General features: G+C 62.2%; 18 protein-coding genes. 10 read left to right on the top strand and 8 right to left on the bottom strand.

The window, feature by feature from the left end; all coding sequences use genetic code 11:
- The first annotated feature begins 25 nt into the window (after nt 1-25).
- Entirely contained in the window at nt 26-253 is a 228-nt protein-coding gene (locus ACQ4MS_RS08285; RefSeq protein WP_431098973.1) for a zinc-finger domain-containing protein, read from the top strand.
- Nucleotides 254-290: 37 nt separating this feature from the next.
- Nucleotides 291-1,298 carry a lipopolysaccharide heptosyltransferase II gene (gene waaF, locus ACQ4MS_RS08280; protein WP_431098972.1) on the top strand — a complete coding sequence of 336 codons (1,008 nt, stop codon included), beginning with the start codon at nt 291-293 and terminating at the stop codon, nt 1,296-1,298.
- On the opposite strand, the gene ACQ4MS_RS08275 is transcribed toward waaF, so the two are convergent.
- The 4 genes from ACQ4MS_RS08275 to ACQ4MS_RS08260 all read right to left on the bottom strand — a co-directional run bounded on the left by ACQ4MS_RS08275 (nt 1,295) and on the right by ACQ4MS_RS08260 (nt 6,232).
- Nucleotides 1,295-1,918, bottom strand: a complete 624-nt coding sequence (locus tag ACQ4MS_RS08275; RefSeq protein WP_431098971.1) for a carboxymuconolactone decarboxylase family protein — start codon at nt 1,916-1,918, stop codon at nt 1,295-1,297. The two genes, waaF and ACQ4MS_RS08275, sit on opposite strands and share 4 nt — an antisense overlap.
- 305 nt (nt 1,919-2,223) lie before the next feature.
- Nucleotides 2,224-3,552: an ATP-binding protein gene (locus ACQ4MS_RS08270; protein ID WP_431098970.1), complete on the bottom strand. Its 1,329-nt coding sequence runs from the start codon at nt 3,550-3,552 to the stop codon at nt 2,224-2,226.
- 157 nt (nt 3,553-3,709) lie between these two features.
- Entirely contained in the window at nt 3,710-4,426 is a 717-nt protein-coding gene (locus ACQ4MS_RS08265) for a response regulator (protein ID WP_431098969.1), read from the bottom strand.
- Nucleotides 4,427-4,618: 192 nt separating this feature from the next.
- Complete coding sequence (locus tag ACQ4MS_RS08260) at nt 4,619-6,232, bottom strand: AmpG family muropeptide MFS transporter (protein WP_431098968.1); 1,614 nt, start codon at nt 6,230-6,232, stop codon at nt 4,619-4,621.
- 31 nt (nt 6,233-6,263) lie between these two features.
- Between ACQ4MS_RS08260 and ACQ4MS_RS08255 the strand changes: the two genes are divergently transcribed.
- From ACQ4MS_RS08255 to ACQ4MS_RS08235, 5 genes are all read left to right on the top strand, one after another.
- Entirely contained in the window at nt 6,264-7,106 is an 843-nt protein-coding gene (locus tag ACQ4MS_RS08255; RefSeq protein ID WP_431098967.1) for a M48 family metallopeptidase, read from the top strand.
- 24 nt (nt 7,107-7,130) lie between these two features.
- Nucleotides 7,131-8,288: an HPP family protein gene (locus ACQ4MS_RS08250; RefSeq protein ID WP_431099557.1), complete on the top strand. Its 1,158-nt coding sequence runs from the start codon at nt 7,131-7,133 to the stop codon at nt 8,286-8,288.
- A gap of 347 nt (nt 8,289-8,635) precedes the next feature.
- Complete coding sequence (locus tag ACQ4MS_RS08245) at nt 8,636-8,977, top strand: Hpt domain-containing protein (protein ID WP_431098966.1); 342 nt, start codon at nt 8,636-8,638, stop codon at nt 8,975-8,977.
- A 31-nt stretch (nt 8,978-9,008) separates the two neighbouring features.
- The gene (locus ACQ4MS_RS08240) at nt 9,009-11,909 is read left to right on the top strand and encodes a PAS domain S-box protein (protein ID WP_431098965.1); all 2,901 of its coding nucleotides are present in this window, start codon (nt 9,009-9,011) and stop codon (nt 11,907-11,909) included.
- Nucleotides 11,910-11,911: 2 nt separating this feature from the next.
- Nucleotides 11,912-12,295 carry a response regulator gene (locus tag ACQ4MS_RS08235; RefSeq protein WP_431098964.1) on the top strand — a complete coding sequence of 128 codons (384 nt, stop codon included), beginning with the start codon at nt 11,912-11,914 and terminating at the stop codon, nt 12,293-12,295.
- A 240-nt stretch (nt 12,296-12,535) separates the two neighbouring features.
- On the opposite strand, the gene ACQ4MS_RS08230 is transcribed toward ACQ4MS_RS08235, so the two are convergent.
- On the bottom strand, nt 12,536-13,414 hold the full coding sequence (locus ACQ4MS_RS08230; protein WP_431098963.1) for an exodeoxyribonuclease III: 879 nt from the start codon (nt 13,412-13,414) through the stop codon (nt 12,536-12,538).
- A gap of 10 nt (nt 13,415-13,424) precedes the next feature.
- On the opposite strand from ACQ4MS_RS08230, the gene pyrE reads away from it, so the two are divergent.
- Both pyrE and ACQ4MS_RS08220 read left to right on the top strand, forming a co-directional pair.
- Nucleotides 13,425-14,186: an orotate phosphoribosyltransferase gene (gene pyrE / locus ACQ4MS_RS08225; protein WP_431098962.1), complete on the top strand. Its 762-nt coding sequence runs from the start codon at nt 13,425-13,427 to the stop codon at nt 14,184-14,186.
- Between the two features lie 9 nt (nt 14,187-14,195).
- Nucleotides 14,196-14,864 (top strand): DUF4124 domain-containing protein, encoded by a 669-nt coding sequence (locus ACQ4MS_RS08220; RefSeq protein ID WP_431098961.1) that lies wholly within the window; start codon nt 14,196-14,198, stop codon nt 14,862-14,864.
- Nucleotides 14,865-14,991: 127 nt separating this feature from the next.
- Here ACQ4MS_RS08220 and gatB read toward each other — a convergent pair whose 3' ends face one another.
- Genes gatB through gatC form a run of 3 tightly spaced genes read right to left on the bottom strand, consistent with a single transcriptional unit; the run spans nt 14,992 to nt 18,332 of the window.
- Nucleotides 14,992-16,491: an Asp-tRNA(Asn)/Glu-tRNA(Gln) amidotransferase subunit GatB gene (gene gatB / locus ACQ4MS_RS08215; protein ID WP_431098960.1), complete on the bottom strand. Its 1,500-nt coding sequence runs from the start codon at nt 16,489-16,491 to the stop codon at nt 14,992-14,994.
- A gap of 6 nt (nt 16,492-16,497) precedes the next feature.
- On the bottom strand, nt 16,498-18,027 hold the full coding sequence (gene gatA, locus ACQ4MS_RS08210) for an Asp-tRNA(Asn)/Glu-tRNA(Gln) amidotransferase subunit GatA (RefSeq protein WP_431098959.1): 1,530 nt from the start codon (nt 18,025-18,027) through the stop codon (nt 16,498-16,500).
- 5 nt (nt 18,028-18,032) lie between these two features.
- Complete coding sequence (gene gatC, locus ACQ4MS_RS08205; RefSeq protein ID WP_431098958.1) at nt 18,033-18,332, bottom strand: Asp-tRNA(Asn)/Glu-tRNA(Gln) amidotransferase subunit GatC; 300 nt, start codon at nt 18,330-18,332, stop codon at nt 18,033-18,035.
- 281 nt (nt 18,333-18,613) lie between these two features.
- Here gatC and ACQ4MS_RS08200 point away from each other — a divergent pair, with 281 nt between their 5' ends.
- Nucleotides 18,614-19,657, top strand: coding sequence for a rod shape-determining protein (locus tag ACQ4MS_RS08200; RefSeq protein ID WP_007872262.1), 1,044 nt, complete (start codon nt 18,614-18,616; stop codon nt 19,655-19,657).
- Nucleotides 19,658-19,713: the final 56 nt, after the last annotated feature.

Raw genomic sequence — 19,713 nt, 5'->3', positions numbered from 1 at the left:
CGCTTACCGAAGAAGAAAGCCGAACATGAGCACCCCCACGACGACTCTCCATTCATCCGCTGTCGAACTGCTGGCCTCCGACCTGAACAGTCAGGGCGGCGTCTACTGCCCCAGCCCCAAGGCCGACATGAAGATCTGGAACAGCCACCCCAAGGTCTATCTGGATGTGGCGCGCACAGGCCAGGCCAAGTGCCCGTATTGCGGCACGGTTTACGCGCTGAAGGCCGGCGAACACTTCGGCGGCGGCCATTGACCCATTGCCGAAGCGGCTTGCCGCTACGGACTGCTTGATGCCTGAATCGCTCGTCATTGCTCCGCAGTGGATCGGGGACGCGGTGATGACCGAGCCGCTGATGCGGCGGTTACACGCGCGCGGCGAGCGCCTCACTGTGGGTGCCTTGCCGTGGGTGGCGCCGGTTTATCGTGCGATGCCGCAGGTGGCCGATGTCATTGAATTTCCCTTCGCGCATGGTGGCCTGCAGTTCCGTGAGCGACGCGCCATCGCCAAACGCATCGAGGGCCGTTTCGACAAAGCCTATGTCCTGCCCAACTCGCTAAAAAGCGCGCTGCTGCCGTTTCTGGCGAGCATCCCGGAGCGCATCGGCTACTTCGGCGAGGCCCGTGTGGGCCTGCTCACGCACCGGCTAAAAAACCCCAAGAACAAGCCGCCCATGGTGGCGTTTTATTCGGCCTTGAGCGGTGGTGCCGATTTTGAGCAAGACAGGCCGCAGCTGCAGATGGCGCCCGCTGACGTCGACCAGACGCTGGCCGAACTCGGCGTGCGGCGTGGCGGCTTCCACGTGTTCGCGCCCGGCGCCGAATACGGGCCTGCCAAGCGCTGGCCAGCTCGGCATTTTTCAGAGCTTGCCGCGCGGCTGGATTTGCCAGTGGTGCTGCTCGGCTCAGGCAAAGAGGCGGTGTTGTGCGACGAGATCGCCGCGCCGGTGAATGCCGCGCGGCCCGGAAAATGCCTTAACTTCGCGGGCAAGACGTCGCTGGTGCAGGCCCTGTGCCTGATTGCAGCCAGCCACAGCACCATCAGCAACGACTCGGGCCTGATGCATGTGGCCGCCGCTTTCGGCGTGCCACAGGTCGCCATCTTTGGCTCGTCCAGCCCGCTGCATACGCCGCCGCTGAGCGATAAGGCAGTGGTGTTGTGGCTCAAGGCCGATGCAGCCTACCAGCCGCCGCTGGACTGCGCGCCCTGCTTTGAGCGTGAATGCCCGCTGGGCCATACCCGTTGCCTGAACGACATCGATGCGGGCCGGGTCCTGGCGGCTCTCCCTCCGGCTTCTTAAGCCGGGAAGGCCGACAAGGGCGTCACGCCCGGTTTGCCCTGCGCTGGCGTGCGCGCCACGTTCATCACCCAGCACACCATCACGAAATAGCCGATCAGGCTGACCAGCTCGACCACGCCTTGTTCGCCGAAGGTCTTCACCGCGGCGGCATAAGTGGTGTCGCTGCAGCCGTGCTGCCTCAGCACTTCGAAGGTAAGGTCCAGCGCGATGGTTTCATCGTCGGCCATGCCGCGGGGCTGGCGGCCCTCGGCAATCGCATCCACGGTGGCCTGGGCCACGCCCGCGGCCACGGCCAGGGGGGCATGCATCACCCATTCGAACTGGTTGGCCGTATGGCGCGCCGCCACGCACGTCGCGAGTTCACGGATGCGCGCGTCCAGTGGGCTTTCAAAACGCAGGTAGGCACCCACGTCGCCGATGCGGCCCATGAGCTGCGGGCTGCGCAACAAGGGAATAAAGGGGCCGAACACCGCCTTGCGCGGCCCGGCAATGATGGCGTCGGCCGCCTCGCGCTGCGCCGGCGACATGGCCTCGCGGGCCGGCAGCTGCATCCGCTCTTCGGTGGACGGAAAAAATCCCTGGGGCGGATGGAGGGGCGTGGGCGTGCTGACGGTGCTCATGGTGTTTCCTGTGGAGGCCGTGGAAGGCTGAGGCCATGAGCGTATCAAAGCGCGCGGAGCCGTGCTTTCGGAATAAAAAAAAGCCACCGTGAGGTGGCTTTTTAAGGTTCTTCCGTGAAGAAGAACGTCGTTGGGAGACTATTAAAAATGCTTCACCGACGTTTGGTTGTTATTCCCTTTTCCCTCATCCATTGTTGTGACAGCAACGGAGAGAAATGTCGGTGATTGCATGCGGTTTGACCATTCTCCAAATAGAGGAGGCCAAACAGTTTTGGGGTGGGAGGTGTTCTGTTTCGTGATTTATTTCACGCTTTTGCATGGGCGACTGGCAGTTCAACAACAAAGGTGGCGCCGCCCCCTGGCCGGGCTTCGCAGCGAACACTACCACCGTGCCGTTGGCTGATCGACTTGACCAGCGCCAAGCCCAGCCCAACGCCGCCTTCACGTTCGCTGGCACCCGGCAGACGGTAAAACGGTTCAAAGATGCGCTCCCGCTGTTCGGCGGGAACACCTGGGCCGCGGTCATGCACCTTGATCACGGCCAGTTGCCTGGCGCCGGTCCGGCCTTGCGCCAGCTCCAGGTTGATTTCGCCGTTGCTGTAGCGCCGCGCGTTTTCCAGAAGGTTCCGGATCAGCCTGCGCAAAAGGCGTGGAGATCCCTGCACCGTCAGGCTGCGGCTACCGGCATCGATGCCCGTGCTGGCGTCAGATGAAGAGTTGGAATCAGGGCCGAGTTCGGCACTCAACTCTGCATTGACCCGCGAGCATTCTTCGGCCGCAAGACCGGTAAGGTCCAGCGCTTCAAAGGGTTCCGCATCGGCTTGTTTGGCATCCAGGCGGCTGGCCAGCAGGATCTCATCGATCAGCTGGTCGAGTTCGGTGATGCTTCGGGAGATTTCTGCTCTGGCAATCGATTCTTTGGCCGGTTGCGAACGCGGCGAAGGGCCGCCCCGAGCAAGTTCAGCCCCCTCGGGGGGCAGCGCAGTATGCGAAGCAACAAGCGTGGGGGCCTGATGATCCATCAATTCCAGTCCCATGCGGATACGGGCCAGGGGTGAGCGCAGTTCGTGCGATGCATTGGCCAGTAACGACTTGTGCGACTCCATCAGTGTTTCGATACGCTCGGCTGCGTGGTTGAAGCGCCTGGCCAGGAAGGCCACCTCGTCCTTGCCCTCCGCATGGACTCGGGCCGACAGGTCCCCCGCGCCCCAGCGTTCCACGCCGCGTTGCAGGGCTTCAAGCCGCAGGGTCAGCCTTCGCATCACGGGATAGGCGCCGAGCGCCACGGCCAGTCCGACCACAACGAGCATCCAGCCAAAGCCAAAGGGAGGGCGGTTCCAGGAATTGCTTCCTGGCGGACGCTTGGGCCGCGGCATCACCAGGTTCAAGGTCTGCCCGTCTTTGGTCAGCACGTCAAATTCAAGGCCATCACCGAGCTTGCGGCCGGGTTTGGTTTGCGCTGTGCCAATGACTTCGCCCCGGTCGTTGTGGACCAGTACTTCACGGATCGGCAGCTGCGGCGGGTCCGCACTCAGGCGCCAGGCCGCACCCACCAGAAAGGTGAGGACAAGGACTGTGGCGACAACAGCCAGCCAGATCCGCACGTACAGGTGCGAGGTAAAACGTCCCCACATGCGGTACTCCTATAAATCCAGTTTTCGGGCGCACGGCGCCGTTATGCGGTACCCGGGGTCCTCATGCACCGGTACGCATTCCGGTGTCCTCAGCGCCGGGCGCCTCACCCGGCATCCCGACCATTGCATCTTTAGAAACCCCATCGCCATTTCCCTTTTAGTCCTGCTGCTTGGCGAAGACGTATCCGACGCCGCGCACCGTGAGGATGCGCTTGGGGTCCTTGGCGTCGGTTTCAATGGCACTGCGGATGCGGCCCATGTGCACGTCGATGGAGCGGTCAAACGCTTCGAGTTCGCGTCCGCGCACGGCCTCCATGATCTGGTCGCGGCTCAGCACGCGGCCGGCGCGCTCGGCCAGCGCCACCAGCAGGTCAAACTGGTAAGACGTCAACTCACAGAGGTTGCCGGATACCGACACCGTGCGCGCATCGCGGTCGATTTCCAGCGAGCCAAAGCGCATGACCTTGTGACCATTGTTGGCCGCAGCCGCGCCCGCTTCCCCGCCGCGGCGCAGCACGGCCCGGATGCGCGCCAGCAATTCGCGCGGCTCGAACGGTTTGGGCAGGTAGTCATCCGCACCAATTTCCAGGCCCACGATGCGGTCCATGGGGTCGCCCTTGGCCGTCAGCATCAGTACGGCGGTATTGGCGGTTTCGCTGCCCTGTCCCTTGATGCGCCGGCACACCTCCAGGCCGTCCATGTCGGGCAGCATCAGGTCCAGGATGACCAGGTCGGGCGTTGCGGTTTCCAGGGCTGCCAGTCCCGCCGCGCCATCGGCCGCGTGGGTAAAACCGTAGCCCGATTGGCGGAGGTATTCGCCCACCATGTTGGCCAGACGGGCATCGTCTTCAATCATTAAAAGCTGTTGGGTCATGGCTCGAGTCCTCGTTTGCAGGGGCTCCCCGTGAAGGGATACACAATGAAATCATGGTGCGCCGCGCGTAACAATCCCGCTTGAAGGCACCGTAAAGTTACGGTAAACCGGAGCAGCGTGGTTCAGCATAACTCCCCCCTGGCAAGGCGTGGGGATTTTTATGGCTGCTATTAATTTGATAGCTATTTGCGCTCATTTTTCATGGGCTGGGGGTGTTTTTTGCCTTGAAGCGAAAACAACCAGGATCAATACCGGCAAACCCAGCAAGGCGGTTGCGGTGAAGAAGTTGCTGTAACCGAAAGCATCGACGTATTTGCCGGAATAGCCAGCCAGGAACTTGGGCAACAGCAGCATCATGGAGCTGAACAGGGCGTATTGGGTAGCCGAATAGTTAATGTTGGTCAGGCTCGACAGGTAGGCGATGAAAGCGGCGGACGCGATGCCGCTGGAGAGGTTGTCGGCCGAGATCACAAAGATCAGTGCGTTGACGTCATGCCCGCGCGAGCCCAGCCAGGCGAACAGCAGGTTGCTGCCGGCACTCAGCACGGCGCCCAGCATCAGCACGCGCATCACGCCCAGGCGCATGGCCACGGCGCCGCCTACAAAGGCGCCCACAAGCGTCATGATGACGCCATAGATCTTGGTGACCGCCGCTACCTCGTCCTTGGTATAGCCCATGTCCACGTAAAACGGATTAGCCATGATGCCCATCACCACGTCGCTGATGCGGTAGACGGCGATCAGCGCGAGGATCACGATCGCATGCCTGCCATAACGCTTGAGGAACTCGGCGAACGGTACGTAAAAGGCATGGTCGAACCAGACGGCTGCCCGCACCAGCCGCGCCGGCAGCGCGACACGGATTCCCGTTTTGGCCAGGCCGATGATGGCAAGCACATAACCGACGACGGGCACCAGGTAGGCGCTGAGCACGAGGTAATAAGCCAGCAACACCATACCGGGTGCAGCCAGCAGCAGCAGTATGAGGAGCGCGAGCGTCGCGCACAGAACAGCGCCGTAGAGGGGAATGCCCGTGGCGGCAAACCGGGCGTGGGTCGCTGCGGTTTCGGCGTCGCCCTCGGCGCGGGCACGCTCGGCAGGCTCTGCTGAAAACAGCACGGTGATGATGCCGGGAAGCATGGATACCGCCATGACAAGATAGGCGGTTTGCCACGCACCAGGCTGGTAGGCCGCAGCGTTGGGGACTTCGGAGCGCGCGGCGATCCACAGCACACCGGCGCCGGCCCAGATCATCGCGATGCGGTAACCGGTCTGGTAGGCCGCGGCCAGCGCGGCCTGCCGTTTGATGTCCGCGGATTCGATGCGGAATGCGTCCAGTGCGATGTCCTGCGTGGCCGACGCAAACGCCACGGCCAGCGCGCACCACACCATAGGCTGCAAGGACAGCTTGGGGTCGGTCAGCGCCATGCCGCACAGCGCGCCGATGATGGTGAACTGCGCCAGCAGCAGCCAGCTGCGACGGCGCCCGAGCAGGCGTGTGAGTATCGGGATCGGCAGGCGGTCTACCAATGGCGCCCATGCCCACTTGAAGCCGTAGGCCAGGCCGATCCAGCTTAAAAAACCGATGGTGGTGCGGTCGATGCCCGCTTCGCGCAGCCAGAAGCTCAATGTGCCGAAAACCAGCAGCAATGGCAGGCCCGCTGAAAACCCGAGCAGCAGCATGCGTAGTGTGGCGCGCTCTGCGTACACGCGCCAGACGCCTGCCCACGATACCGGCGTGGCGCTGGAAGATTCGGAGGAAGCGGCGCCTGGTGCCAGGGTGGAGGAGGGGGTTTTGTCTGACATGGGCATTCTGATTTGTGACTATTATTCACCCATGTGCTTTTTATGCGAGGCTAAACACTCTGCCTGGGCTGGCCGCCGGGCGTTCTTGCTGGCGGCTGCCGGTGCGGCCGCGACCGCGGCCACCATGCCACTGCGGGCGCAAGTCGAAGTCGGCCCGTCTTCCCAGCTGCGCAACCTGGTGCCCGCCGATGAAATTGAAGGTGCCGCCACCCAGGAATATGCCAAGCTGCTGGCGGAGGCCCGTTCCAAAGGCGCCCTGGCTTCCCAGGGGAGCCCCCAGCTGCAACGTCTTCGTAGCATTGCCACGCGCCTGGTGCCGCAAACAACCCAGTGGAATGACCGGGCCAAACAATGGCAGTGGGAGGTGAATCTGCTGAACAGCAAGCAGGTCAACGCGTTCTGCATGCCGGGTGGAAAAATCGCCTTTTACACCGGCATCCTTGACCAGCTGAAACTGACGGATGACGAAACGGCCATGATCATGGGCCACGAAATGGCGCACGCGCTGCGCGAGCACGCGCGCGCGCGCATCGCCAAAAGCCAGGGCACGGGTACGCTGCTGTCGCTCGGCGCGCAACTGCTGGGCCTGGGCCAGATGGGTGACCTGGCCGCCAGCATTGGCACACAATTGCTGACCCTGCGTTTTAGCCGCGAGGACGAAACCGACGCCGATCTTGTGGGGCTGGAGCTTGCCGCCCGTGGCGGCTACAACCCCCAGGCGGCCGTGAGCCTCTGGGAAAAAATGGGGCAGGCTGGCGGCGGTTCTTCGGGTCCGAGCTTTCTCTCTACCCACCCTTCCGGTCCTGAGCGCATCCAGCAGCTGCAGGCCAATGTGCCCAAGGTCCAGGGCCTCTATCAGCGAGCCCGCGGCTAACCTGGCTGGCTCCCGGTGACCGGTTTGACGCAGCGCGCCGCGTTCTTCACGCGTGCCTGGTGGAGAGGCTTCCGGCCGGCGCGCACCCGCATCAACAGCCGTGAACGTCTGCGCATTGTCATTGGCTCGTTGCTGGGTATATTCCTGACGGCGCTGCTGTGCCACCTGGCTGACCGGATGATGCCGGGTCTGCCCTGGCTGGTGGCGCCGCTGGGCGCGAGCGCGGTGTTGGTGTATGCCGTGCCGGCCAGCCCGATGGCGCAACCCTGGAACGTGGTGGGCGGCAACACCCTTTCAGCGCTGGCAGGCATTGCGGGCGTGCACGGCATGCATCTGCTGGGCTCTCCTGAACTCGCGGCAGCGCTGGGAGTGGCAACGGCCATTGCGCTCATGCTGGCACTGCGCTGCCTGCATCCACCGGGCGGCGCCACTGCCTTGATGATGGTGCTGGGCGGTGTTGCCGATCCGGTGTTTGCCTTTTATCCGGTGATGCTCAACTCGGTGCTGCTGGTAGCTGTCGGCGTCGCTTACAACAACGCGACACGCAGGGCATATCCGCATACGCAACTATCACCGCCAGGCGAAGCGCCGTCGGCGGAAGACCGCTTGCTTGAGGCGGACCTGGACGCTGTGCTGGCGCGCTACAACCAGGTGCTGGACGTCAGCCGCGACGACCTCAAGACGCTGCTGGCGGAAATCCGGTTGCGTGCCTATGAGCGCAAACTAGCGGAAGTCCGCTGCGCTGATGTCATGTCGCGCGATCTTGTCACGGTGGAATTCGGCACTCCGTTACAAGAGGCCTGGGCCCTGCTGAGGGAGCGCCGCATCAAGGCCTTGCCGGTGGTAGACCGCAGTTTTCGCATCGCGGGCATCATCACGCAGGCCGATTTCATGCGGGCGGCGGAACTCGATCTGTACGAAGGTTTTGACGCCAAGCTGAGGCAGCTGGTGCGCACCACACGCAGCGTTTATTCAGACAAACCTGAAGTCGTCGGTCAGATCATGACCCGCAATGTGCGGGTGGCTGGGATGCATCGCCGGCTGGTGGAACTGGTGCCACTGTTCGCCAGCACCGGTCACCACCACATTCCCATCATCGGGGAGGGCGAGCGGCTGGTGGGAATTATTACCCAGTCCGATGTCATCGCCGCGCTGGGACGTGCTGCAGATCCGTCGGCCTGATGCTGAACTTGTGCGTGATGATAGAGGTCTAATGTATTCATTTTGACGTCTGAATTCGCATTATTTGGCATAAAGCAATCTCTAAGAACTACAAAACTGTTGATGTCAATGGCCTGTTCCTGAACTGCGGCGGGCCGCGGTACATCCCAAGGCCAAACCTCGTACTTGTCCTACGCTGCGTTTTCGCAGCTGCAACGTAAGATAAGCCGCATGTGCTTTTTTCTACATCAGGGGCGAGCCGTGTACCCGCGCTGCCTGCAGGCCAATGCGGCTTCGGGTCTTGCCATCGGCTTGCGCCGCGGCATCGCATCCCATAGCGGTCGGCTGGCGCCATCTCCCCGGATGCCATGACGCAACCCAATCCGGCCCTGCTTGCATTTCTGGAGGAGCAGCGCGCGGACTACACGCGTTCATTGCCGGGCCGGCTGGGGCAACTGCTCGGGCTCTGGCAACAAATACTTAACGGCGACGATCTGGCGCAGGCTTTGCCGGCCCTTGAGCGCCATGCACACAGCCTGGCCGGCTCCGCGGCAACCTTCGGCTGGGCCGAGCTTGGCCTTGCCGCACAGGCGCTGGAGCTGGCGGTGGAGCCCCATGTCAGCGCAGGGCAACCGCTTTCGCCGCAGGTGAAGACCGAAATAAGCCGGGCAGTTGAAGCCTTGCAGCAACGTTTTCCCGGCGCTGCCTGAAATCAGCGCGATCAGATCGCATAAGGTGCCCATGCTTTCCTCCAACGCCTTTCTGGTCAGGATCAAAATCGCATTGGCCGCGGGCCTCGTGCTGATGGCCGTTGTCAGTGTGGCCTCCTACGCCACCATCAGCCGCCTGATCGAGGCGACGCAGTCCCGCGTCCGCACGGAGGATTCGCTGGTGATGGTGGAGCGGGTGGTGTCGGGCATCAAAAGCGCTGAGGCATCCTTGAGGCAATACCTGCTCAGTGGCGACAACGCCGACCAGGCGAACTTCGAAAAGGCGCTCGCCGATCTTGCCTTGGCGACAGCCAGGGCGCGAAGCGCCAACCGGATGCCGGAGCTGGCGGAACTCGATGAACTGATCGCGCGCCGCACCGCGGTTGCCCAGCGGTCAATCACGGCGCGCAAGGAGGTTGACCAGGCCGAGGGGGCCGCCATTTTGGGAAGCCCGGAAAGCCGGGCATCCAGGCAGCGCACGGACGAGTTGCTGGAACGCGCGCGCAGCCGCGAAGCGCGAGTATGGGAAGAGGTTCAGGCCGCCGCAGAGCGCAACGCCGCATGGGCGCAAAACCTCATCATTGCCGGTAGCGTGCTGTTTTTTGCCATGCTTGCCTGGATGGGCTACGTGGTCAAACATTACGAGAAAGTCCGTGAGCGCGCACAGGCGCAATTGCATGACAGCGAAGTCATGAGCCGCAGCATTACCGAAGGAATGGTCGAAACGGTGATCACCACCACGTCCGACGACATCGTTCTGGAGGCCAATGCGGCGGCCTTACAGCTCTTTGGGTACGAGAAAAGCGAACTGATCGGCCGTGATGTATCAGAGCTGGTGCCGCCGCGGTTTCGCCAGCAATACAAGGATTTCACCTCCATGATGCGGGAGCAGCCGGAAACGTTCCGGATATCCGGGCAGGAAGTACGCGCCATGCGCAAGGATGGCAGCGAGTTTATGGTCAGCGTGTCGTTCAGTGACGTGCAGGTCGGCGGCCGCCGCCTTTTCACCGCATTGATGCATGACATTACCGAGAGCAAGCGCATCAGCAAGGCCCTGCGGGCGAGCGAAGCCCAATTGCGCCAGGTCACTGATACGGTGCCCGCCCTGATCGCTTACCTTGACACCGATCGGCGCTTTCGCTTTCACAACCGCGCCTACGAAAGTGCTTTCGGCTTGAGCTTTGAGCAGATCGACGGACACCCACTGGCCGAAGTTCTGGGCGAGCAAGCCTACGAGACAGTTCGGGATAAAGTGGACGAGGTGCTCAGCGGCAAGCCGGTCCGCTACGAACGGACGCAGGTGACGCCGGAGGGCGAGCGCAGGTACTTCGCGATGCAGTATTTTCCCCGCTACGGCGAAGGCGCCGCTAAGGACAAGGTCATCGGTTTTTTCTCTCTGGGCACGGACATCACGGAGCTCCGGCGCATCGACCGCATGAAGACCGAATTCGTGTCCACCGTCAGCCATGAGTTGCGCACGCCGCTGACATCCATAAGGGGCTCTCTGGGTCTGATTTCCGGTGGCGTGGCCGGTGAGCTGCCTGCGGCGGTGAAGAACCTGGTGGGCATTGCCCAAAGCAACTGCGAGCGCCTGATCCGGCTGATCAACGACATCCTGGATAGCGAAAAAATCGAGTCCGGTAAATTGCGCCTGGACCTGCAGGTCGTGGACCTGCGGCAGCTGGTGCAGCAGGCGCTGGTCGCCAACGAGGGTTTTGCCGGCCAGCACCGGGTGGACCTGGTGATGCGGGCGCCCGACGAAGCTTTGCAGGTGCGCATTGACACCGACCGCATGACCCAGGTGCTGACCAACCTTTTGTCCAACGCGGTCAAGTTTTCGCCGCCGGGCAGCCCGGTGGAGGTCAGGCTGTCGCGTTCGGCGCAGCGGGTGCGGGCTGAAGTCGTCGATGTGGGTCCGGGCATCCCCGAGGAATTCCATGGCCGCATATTCCAGAAATTCTCCCAGGCCGACTCTTCCGACACACGGCAAAAAGGCGGGACCGGCCTCGGCCTGAATATTTCCCGCGCCCTGGTGGAGAAGATGGGCGGCACCATCGGCTTTAGCAGTGCGAAGGGGGTGGGCACCACGTTCTTCTTTGAGCTGCCGGAGTGGACCAACCCGGTGCCCCTGCTGCAACCCGTGCGAATGCAGCCGGCTGCTTCCACCCGGCCCCGCATCCTGATCTGCGAGGGCGATCCCGATGTGGCCAGGCTGATCAGCATGATGTTGAGCAAAGCGGGTTTCGACTCCGACATGACGCACAGCGCGGAGCAGGCGCTGGCCTGCCTGGAACACCATAGCTACGATGCCGTGACGGTGGACCTGAAGCTGCCCGGCCAGAACGGTGTGGCCTTCATCGGCCAGCTGCGCGAGGACGAAAGAACGCGCCACTTGCCTGTCGTGGTGATCTCGGCCATGGCCGAGCAAGGCCAGCTGCAGTTCAACCGCAAGCCGCATACGGTTTCAGACTGGCTGAAAAAACCGATTGACGAACACTTGCTCATTAACAGCCTGCGCCGGGCCGTTGTCAGTCTGGACGCCGGCAAACCGCGCATTTTGCATGTCGAGGATGACCAGGATATCCAGCAAATCACGGCTGCCATTGCGCAGGATTTTGCGTCCTTCGAATTTGCCACCACACTGGACGAGGCCCGTGCCTGCCTGCGCGGCCATCCCTTTGACCTGATCCTGCTGGACTTGTCGCTCGGCAGCCAGTCTGGCTGGGACCTGTTCGAGGATATCGACGCCCTGGATCCGCGACCGCCTGTGATTGTGTTCTCGGCGGGCGATGTGGATCCGGCGGACGGCAGGCAGGCCGATGCGGTGCTGGTGAAGGCCCATACCTCCAACACCGAACTGCTCAATACAATCCAGCGTGTGCTTCAAATTCCCGGAGATCCCGGCCCGACTCGACCCCAACCCCTGAGTTAACCATGACCAAACCACTGTCCCGTATCCTGTATGTCGAAGACGAACCCGACATTCGTATGGTTGCGCAAATGGCGCTGGAAGCCGTAGGCGGCTTTACCGTCATCGCCTGTGCCTCGGGCCAGGAGGCGCTCGATGCCGCACCGGGTGCAGGAGCCGACCTGCTGCTCCTGGATGTGATGATGCCCGGCATGGACGGGCCCACTACGCTCAAGGGACTTCGGCAGTTGCCAGCCACGGTCGACACGCCGGTGATCTTCATGACCGCAAAGGTGCAGGCCGCCGAGGTCGCGGTGTACAAAAGCCTGGGTGCTCTTGAGGTGATTCCCAAACCGTTTGACCCGATGGAGTTGTCGACGCAGATCCAGCGCATCTGGGCAGAGCAGTAAGCCCCCACGGTGGATGTGGCCCCCACGGTCGCGCACTACGTGTCGCTTCCTGCCCCCCGAGGGGGCCGCCCGCCTGCGGTCTGGCAAAGCCAGTCCCGCGGCTCATGCTGGCTTTAAGAGTTCAGTGCGCAACTCGCGGGGGGTATTCACCAGTGGGGGCCGAGGGTCCGGCTTTGCCGGCCCGAGACGCCGCCCCCTGGAAGGGGGGAGCAGACTACACGCAGTGAGTCTGAACGGGGGTCAGAGCTTGAAGTCATAGTCCACGCTCATGGGTGCGTGGTCCGAAAAGCGCTGTTCCTTGTAGATGTGCTCGCTGCGCGCCAGCGCCGCAAACGCGGGCGTGGCGAGGTGATAGTCCAGCCGCCAGCCCACGTTCTTGGCATAGGCTTGGCCACGGTTGCTCCACCATGTGTAGGCAGCGTCGGTCGCGGTGGGCTGCAGCTTGCGGTACACGTCGACCATGCCGCCGCCGCGCACGGGCGTTGTGGCCGGAACAGCCGCGCCTTCGTTCAGCGCATCGGCCGCTTCGTTCGTGAGCTCGGCATCGCGCAGCAACTCGGTCATCCAGGCGCGCTCCTCGGGCAAGAACCCGCTGTTCTTTTTATTGCCTTTGAAGTTTTTCAGGTCGATCTCCTGGTGCGCGATGTTGATGTCGCCACACAGCACGAAATCACGCGTTGCTTTCAGCGCCAGCAATCGTGGGTAAAACTCGGACAAAAAGCGGAATTTGGCGGCTTGGCGCTCTTCGCCCGAGGAACCGCTCGGGAAATAGCAGCTGATGATGGACAGTTTGGGGCTTTGCTTGCGTCCGGGCCTGTCGAAGCGGAGTTCCACATAACGCCCTTCGGCGTCGAACTCGGTGGAGCCGTAGCCCACGATGACGTCGCTCGGTTCGTGGCGCGTGTACACCCCCACGCCGGAGTAGCCTTTTTTCTCGGCGAAGTGAAAGTGGCCTTTCATGCCGGCAATTTCCTCGAACCGGCCGCTCATGTCGGCGGCCTGGGCCTTCAGCTCCTGCACGCAAATACAATCCGGCATGGAATGCGCGACCCAGTCCAGCAATCCCTTGCTGGCTGCGGAGCGGATACCGTTGAGGTTGAGGCTGGTCAATTTAAACATGGGACTTCCAATGAGCACGGCACGCGAACAGGGCGACAAGGGTAACAACAAGGGCGGGGCCAGCGCCGCGGATGGCACGCTGGCACAGGAATTCGTGCAGTTTGCCGTCGAATCCGGCGTCCTGCGCTTCGGGCAATTCAAGACCAAGGCCGGGCGCATGAGCCCCTACTTTTTCAATGCCGGCCTGTTTGACGACGGCGCCAAGCTCGGACGGCTGGCACAATTCTATGCGCGCCACCTGCTGGCCGAAGAGAAGCGCACCGGGCTTGAGTTCGACATGATTTTTGGGCCGGCCTACAAGGGCATTCCGCTGGCTGCTGCAGTCGCCATCGAACTGGCGCGGCTGGGGCGTAATTTCCCATTTGCCTATAACCGCAAAGAGGCCAAGGACCACGGAGAGGGCGGCACGCTGGTTGGCGCACCCGTCAGGGGCCGTGTGCTGATCATTGACGACGTGATGTCCGCCGGCACGGCGGCCCGCGAGTCGATTGCCATCATCAAGGCAGCGGGGGCGGTTCCACATGCCGTAGCGCTGGCGCTCGACCGGCAGGAGAAGGCGACTGAAAACGGCGTGGATGTGAACCACAGCGCTGTGCAATATGTTACGAATCAGTTGGGCCTGCAGGTTTGCGCGATTGCGCGCCTGACCGACTTGCTGCAGTATCTCTCCCAGCCGGGCGCTACGTCGGCGTCAAGCGCGCCTGACACGTTGTCTCTGCAAGCGCACTACCAGTCGGTGCTGGCTTATCGGGAACGGTACGGCGTTATTTAAGGATTCGAATTGCTCTTGCGAACTGCGTCAACGGTCACTTGCATTTCATTCATGTGCCTGACCGGCCATGTTGCAGCGCAAAACATCTACACCTGCGTCGACGGCAAGGGCCGCAAGATCACGGCAGACCGCCCGATCATTGAATGCTTAGACCGCACGCAGCAGGAGTTGAGCCCGTCCGGCCTGGTCCGGCGCCAGATGGGACCGTCGCTGACCGCGCAGGAGCGCGCCGCCCTCGAAGCAAAAGAGAAGGCTGCCGCCGAGGTGCGTGCGCGCGAAGCTGAGGAAAAGCGGCGTGACCGCGCTCTGCTGCAGCGCTATCCGCGCCCTGCGGTACACGAACAGGAGCGTGCCACTGCATTGGCCCAGATCGATGAGGTCATCAAGGCTGCGAGCAAAAGAACGGTGGAACTGGCTGAGCAGCGCAAAAGCATCAACAGCGAGCTTGAGTTTTACGAGAAAGACCCCGCCAAGGCGCCGCCCGCACTGAAACGCCGGGCTGAGGAAAACGACAGCAGCGCCCTGGTGCAGAAGAAATTCATCCAGGACCAGGAGCAGGAGAAAAGACGCGTCAACCAGCGGTTTGACGAAGAGCTGGTGAAGCTCAAGCAACTGTGGGCTATCGCGGGTATGCCCGCCGCTGCGGCCAGCGATATTGCCGGCACCGCAAAAAATTAGCTTCCCAAGGCTAATTCGCAAGCAAAAATAGGTTGAAGACCTTGTATATCGGGCGTAAGACGCTATATTTTTAATAGCAACGCCGGATTGACCGAAACATCACCAGACCGCCACGGGCTTAGGGAACTCAACCCAGTTTCTTCTTGAGCAACTCGTTCACTTGTGCAGGGTTGGCTTTGCCTTTGGTTGCCTTCATGGCCTGGCCCACCAGCGCGTTCATGGCCTTGGTATTGCCCGCGCGTACTTCCTCAACGTTTTTGGCATTGGCGGCCAGGACATCATCGATGATTTTTTCCAGCTCACCGCTGTCGCTCATCTGTTTGAGGCCTTTGGCTTCAATGATGGCGTCAACGTCCTGGTTCCCATCTGTCCATAGCGCATCAAATACCTGCCGGGCGGCATTGTTGGAGATCGTGCCGTCGGCAATCCGGCTGATCAAGCCGGCAAGCTGCGTTGCGCTGACAACGGAAGCCTCAATCGACTTTTCTTCGCTGTTCAGCCGCCGCGACAACTCGCCCATGACCCAGTTGCTGGCCAGCTTGGGTTGTTTGCTGAGTGTTGCCACTGCTTCGAAATAAGCCGCTGTTGCCTTGCTCTGTGTGAGCTGGCCGGCGTCGTACTCGGGCAGGCCATAGTCGGCCACAAAGCGTGCCGCCATCACACGCGGCAGTTCACTCATCTCTGCACGGGTTTTCTCCACCCAGTCACGCCCAATCACCAGCGGCGGTAAATCAGGGTCGGGGAAATAGCGATAGTCGGCCGCGTCTTCCTTGGTCCGCATCGAACGCGTCTCGCCCGTGTCCGGATCAAACAGCACGGTGGCCTGTTGAATCGTGTGGCCGTCTTCAATCTGTCCGATCTGCCAGCGAACTTCGTAGTCAATGGCCTGCTGCATGAACTTGAAGCTGTTCAGGTTCTTGATCTCGCGGCGCGTACCCAGCTCGGCACCGGGTTTGCGCACCGACACATTGGCGTCGCAGCGGAAGCTGCCTTCCTGCATGTTGCCGTCGCAGATGCCGATCCAGGTGACGATTTTGTGCAGCTCTTTGGCGTACGCCACCGCCTCGGCAGACGAACGCATATCGGGCTCTGTCACGATTTCCAGCAGCGGCGTGCCGGCACGGTTCAGGTCGATGCCGCTCATGCCGATGAAGTCTTCGTGCAGCGACTTGCCTGCGTCCTCTTCAAGGTGGGCGCGTACCAGGCGCACTGCGCGTTTTTCGCCATCAAGGAAAAATTCCACTGTGCCGCCTTGCACCACCGGGATCTCGAACTGGCTGATCTGGTAGCCCTTGGGCAGGTCGGGATAGAAGTAGTTTTTGCGCGCGAACACGCTCTGCTCGGCGATGTGCGCATTCACGGCCAGGCCGAATTCGATGGCGCGTTGTACCGCGCCCTTGTTCATCACGGGCAAGGCACCTGGCAGCGCGAAGTCCACAGCGGAGGCCTGCGTGTTCGGCTCGGCGCCGAACGCGGTAGAGGCGCGGCTGAAGATCTTCGATTTCGTGGTGAGCTGTGTATGGGTTTCGAAGCCGATGATGACTTCATAGCCTTGCACCAGCGGCCCGGTGGGGCGGCCGGCCTGCATTTCGGCGAAGGGGTTGGCGGTAGGTTGGGTCTGGCTCATGTCAAATCACTCAAAGGCTGGGGGCTGGCACAGGTGCCAGTCGGTCGCGAGCTGGAACTGGTGCGCAGCGCCCAGCAGTTGCGCTTCCTTGAAATAGTTGCCGATCAGCTGCAGGCCCACGGGCATGCCACCGGCGCCAAAGCCTGCCGGCACGCTCATGCCGGGCAATCCCGCCAGGCTCGACGACAAGGTGTAGATGTCGGCCAGGTAGTTGGCGACCGGGTCATCGGATTTTTCGCCGATCTTCCACGCCACCGTGGGCGAGACGGGGCCGGCAATGATGTCGCACTGCGTGAAGGCGGTCTGGAAATCCTGCGCGATCAGGCGGCGGATTTTTTGCGCCTTGAGGTAGTAGGCATCGTAATAACCGTGCGACAGCACATAGGTGCCGATCATGATGCGGCGCGTCGCCTCGTCACCGAAACCTTCGCTGCGCGACTTTTTGTACATGTCGTTCAGGTCGGTGTAGCTGGCTGCGCGATGTCCGTAGCGCACGCCGTCAAAGCGACTCAGGTTGCTGCTGGCCTCGGCCGGTGCAATGACGTAGTAAACGGGAATCGACAGCTCGGTGAGCGGCAGGCTCACGTCGACCAGCGTGGCGCCCAGCTTTTCGTATTCGGCCAGCGCGCCGCGCACGGCGGCCAGCACGTCGGGTGCGCAACCTGCGCCGAAGAACTGCGTGGGCAGGCCAATTCTCAAGCCTTTTAGCGGCTTCGCTCCGGCAGATTGTGCGCTGGCAGCTATCAAATCAGTAGCGTAATCGGTTGCGGGCAAATCCAGCGAGGTCGAGTCGCGGTCCGGATCAGGCCCCACCATGCCAGAGAGCAGCAGGGCGCAGTCGAGCGCGCTGCGCGCCATCGGGCCGGCCTGGTCCAGGCTGGAGGCAAAGGCCACCATACCGTAGCGCGAGCAGCGGCCGTAGGTGGGCTTGATGCCGGTGATGCCAGTGAGCGATGCCGGCTGGCGGATGGAGCCGCCGGTGTCGGTGCCGGTCGCGGCGGGCACCAGTCGAGCCGCTACGGCAGCCGCAGAGCCGCCTGATGAGCCGCCGGGAATGCGTTCCAGGTCCCAGGGATTTTTGACCGGTTTGTAGGCGCTGTTGTCATTGCCTGAGCCCATGGCGAACTCGTCGCAGTTGAGCTTGCCCAGCGTGACCATGCCGGCGCCCTGCTGGCCGTCGCTGCCGCTGCCCAGCTTGCCGACCACCGTCGCATCAAACGGACTGCGGTAGTTCTCCAGCATTTTCGAGCCGGCCGTCGTGGGAAAGTCGCGTGTGACGAACACGTCCTTGTGCGCCAGCGGCACGCCCAGAAGAGGTGTGCGTTCGCCTGCGGCCAGACGTGCGTCGGCGGCTTTGGCCTGCGCCAGCGATACGTCGGCATTGGTGGCCAGGAAGGCGCCGAGTTTTTCCTGCTGGATGCGCGCCAGGAAATGCTGCGTGACTTCAACGCTGGAAACCTCACGGGCGGCCAGTTTGGCGGCCAGCTGGGCCACGCCCAGGTCGTGCAGGTCGGAGGAAGCGGAAGAGGACGTCATGCTGCTCATTCGATCACCTTGGGCACGAGGAAGAGGCCGCGCTCGACAGCCGGGGCGCTCACCTGGCTGGCCTCGCGCTGGTTGGGCTCTCTGGCGATGTCTTCGCGCAGGCGCAGGGCGACTTCGCCGATCACCGCAGCCGGATGGGCCAGGGGTTCCACGCCTTCGGTATTGACGGCTTCCATTTGCTCGACCAGCGCGAAAAAGCCATTGATCTGGCTCAGTGTGTGCTCGGTTTCATCGGGGCGCAGTTCAAGCCGCGCCAGGTTGGCGACGCGTGCGATGTCTTGAGATGTCAATGCCATGGGTAGTAGGAAAAGGAAATACGAAAAATAAACCAGAAAACAGGGGCTGAAACGAGGTGTAAAGCTGAAAAAACGGGCTTGCTAAACCTATTGATCTATAGGGGATGCGGTATTATCCCGCCTTTGGTGTGAAATCAGGGTTGGATGCAGGCTTTAGGCGCTTTTTAGGTGCCAGAAGCAGTTTCCAGAGCGCCTCTGGCCCAACTTCCCCATAATTGCTTGATCAATAAAAAGGCGATGGAGCAACGAAGTGCGCTCATGCCCCAACCGGACCCCTGCATATGTTTGAAGCATTCCGTCGGTATTTTTCGACCGACCTGGCCATCGACCTTGGTACCGCCAACACCCTGATTTTTGTACGCGACCGCGGTATTGTGCTGGATGAGCCCTCTGTCGTAGCCATTCGCCACGAAGGCGGCCCGCAGGGAAAAAAAACCATCCAGGCCGTCGGCCACGAAGCCAAGGCCATGCTGGGCAAGGTTCCCGGCAACATTGAAGCCATCCGGCCCATGAAAGACGGCGTGATCGCCGACTTCACGGTGACCGAGCAGATGCTCAAGCAGTTCATCAAGATGGTGCATCCGCGCAGCCTGCTCAAACCCAGTCCCCGCATCATCATCTGCGTGCCCTGCGGTTCCACCCAGGTCGAGCGCCGCGCGATTCGCGAAAGCGCATTGGGCGCCGGCGCCAGCGACGTTTACCTGATTGAAGAACCGATGGCCGCAGCCATCGGCGCCGGCCTGCCCGTGTCGGAAGCCAGCGGCTCCATGGTGGTCGACATCGGCGGCGGCACCACCGAAGTCGGCGTCATCTCGCTGGGCGGCATGGTCTACAAGGGCAGCGTCCGCGTGGGCGGTGACCGTTTCGACGAAGCCATCATCAACTACATCCGCCGCAACTACGGCATGCTGATCGGCGAGCCTACCGCTGAAGCCATCAAGAAAAGCATCGGTTCGGCCTTCCCCGGCTCCGAAGTCAAGGAAATGGAAGTCAAGGGCCGCAACCTCTCCGAAGGCGTGCCGCGCAGCTTCACGATTTCCAGCAACGAAATCCTCGAGGCCCTGACCGACCCGCTCAACAACATCGTCAGCGCCGTCAAGAACGCGCTCGAGCAGACGCCGCCCGAGCTGGGCGCCGACATCGCCGAGCGCGGCATGATGCTCACCGGCGGTGGCGCCTTGCTGCGCGACCTGGACCGCCTGCTGGCCGAAGAAACCGGCCTGCCGGTGCTGGTGGCCGAAGACCCGCTGACCTGCGTGGTCCGCGGCTGCGGCATCGCGCTGGAGCGCATGGACCGCCTGGGCTCCATCTTCACTTCGGAATAAAGACCGATGCCGTACTTCATGCCGCACCCCAGGGCATGAAGCGGGGCCAGCCTGAC

The organism is Polaromonas aquatica, assembly GCF_050626995.1.
GTDB lineage: Bacteria > Pseudomonadota > Gammaproteobacteria > Burkholderiales > Burkholderiaceae_C > Polaromonas > Polaromonas aquatica_A.
The sequence above is the reverse complement of the archived record's forward strand: the minus strand, read 5'-3'. Positions and strand labels throughout refer to the sequence as shown.

What these genes read in the sequence shown, in the direction of transcription:
- pyrE (WP_431098962.1), top strand. Translation starts at nt 13,425, where the DNA reads ATGAGCACGGCACGCGAACAGGGCGACAAGGGTAACAACAAGGGCGGG.
- ACQ4MS_RS08230 (WP_431098963.1), bottom strand. Translation starts at nt 13,414, where the DNA reads ATGTTTAAATTGACCAGCCTCAACCTCAACGGTATCCGCTCCGCAGCC.
- ACQ4MS_RS08235 (WP_431098964.1), top strand. Translation starts at nt 11,912, where the DNA reads ATGACCAAACCACTGTCCCGTATCCTGTATGTCGAAGACGAACCCGAC.
- ACQ4MS_RS08255 (WP_431098967.1), top strand. Translation starts at nt 6,264, where the DNA reads ATGTGCTTTTTATGCGAGGCTAAACACTCTGCCTGGGCTGGCCGCCGG.
- gatA (WP_431098959.1), bottom strand. Translation starts at nt 18,027, where the DNA reads ATGACGTCCTCTTCCGCTTCCTCCGACCTGCACGACCTGGGCGTGGCC.
- ACQ4MS_RS08285 (WP_431098973.1), top strand. Translation starts at nt 26, where the DNA reads ATGAGCACCCCCACGACGACTCTCCATTCATCCGCTGTCGAACTGCTG.
- ACQ4MS_RS08200 (WP_007872262.1), top strand. Translation starts at nt 18,614, where the DNA reads ATGTTTGAAGCATTCCGTCGGTATTTTTCGACCGACCTGGCCATCGAC.
- ACQ4MS_RS08265 (WP_431098969.1), bottom strand. Translation starts at nt 4,426, where the DNA reads ATGACCCAACAGCTTTTAATGATTGAAGACGATGCCCGTCTGGCCAAC.
- ACQ4MS_RS08260 (WP_431098968.1), bottom strand. Translation starts at nt 6,232, where the DNA reads ATGTCAGACAAAACCCCCTCCTCCACCCTGGCACCAGGCGCCGCTTCC.
- gatB (WP_431098960.1), bottom strand. Translation starts at nt 16,491, where the DNA reads ATGAGCCAGACCCAACCTACCGCCAACCCCTTCGCCGAAATGCAGGCC.
- gatC (WP_431098958.1), bottom strand. Translation starts at nt 18,332, where the DNA reads ATGGCATTGACATCTCAAGACATCGCACGCGTCGCCAACCTGGCGCGG.
- ACQ4MS_RS08275 (WP_431098971.1), bottom strand. Translation starts at nt 1,918, where the DNA reads ATGAGCACCGTCAGCACGCCCACGCCCCTCCATCCGCCCCAGGGATTT.
- ACQ4MS_RS08240 (WP_431098965.1), top strand. Translation starts at nt 9,009, where the DNA reads ATGCTTTCCTCCAACGCCTTTCTGGTCAGGATCAAAATCGCATTGGCC.
- ACQ4MS_RS08245 (WP_431098966.1), top strand. Translation starts at nt 8,636, where the DNA reads ATGACGCAACCCAATCCGGCCCTGCTTGCATTTCTGGAGGAGCAGCGC.
- ACQ4MS_RS08270 (WP_431098970.1), bottom strand. Translation starts at nt 3,552, where the DNA reads ATGTGGGGACGTTTTACCTCGCACCTGTACGTGCGGATCTGGCTGGCT.
- waaF (WP_431098972.1), top strand. Translation starts at nt 291, where the DNA reads ATGCCTGAATCGCTCGTCATTGCTCCGCAGTGGATCGGGGACGCGGTG.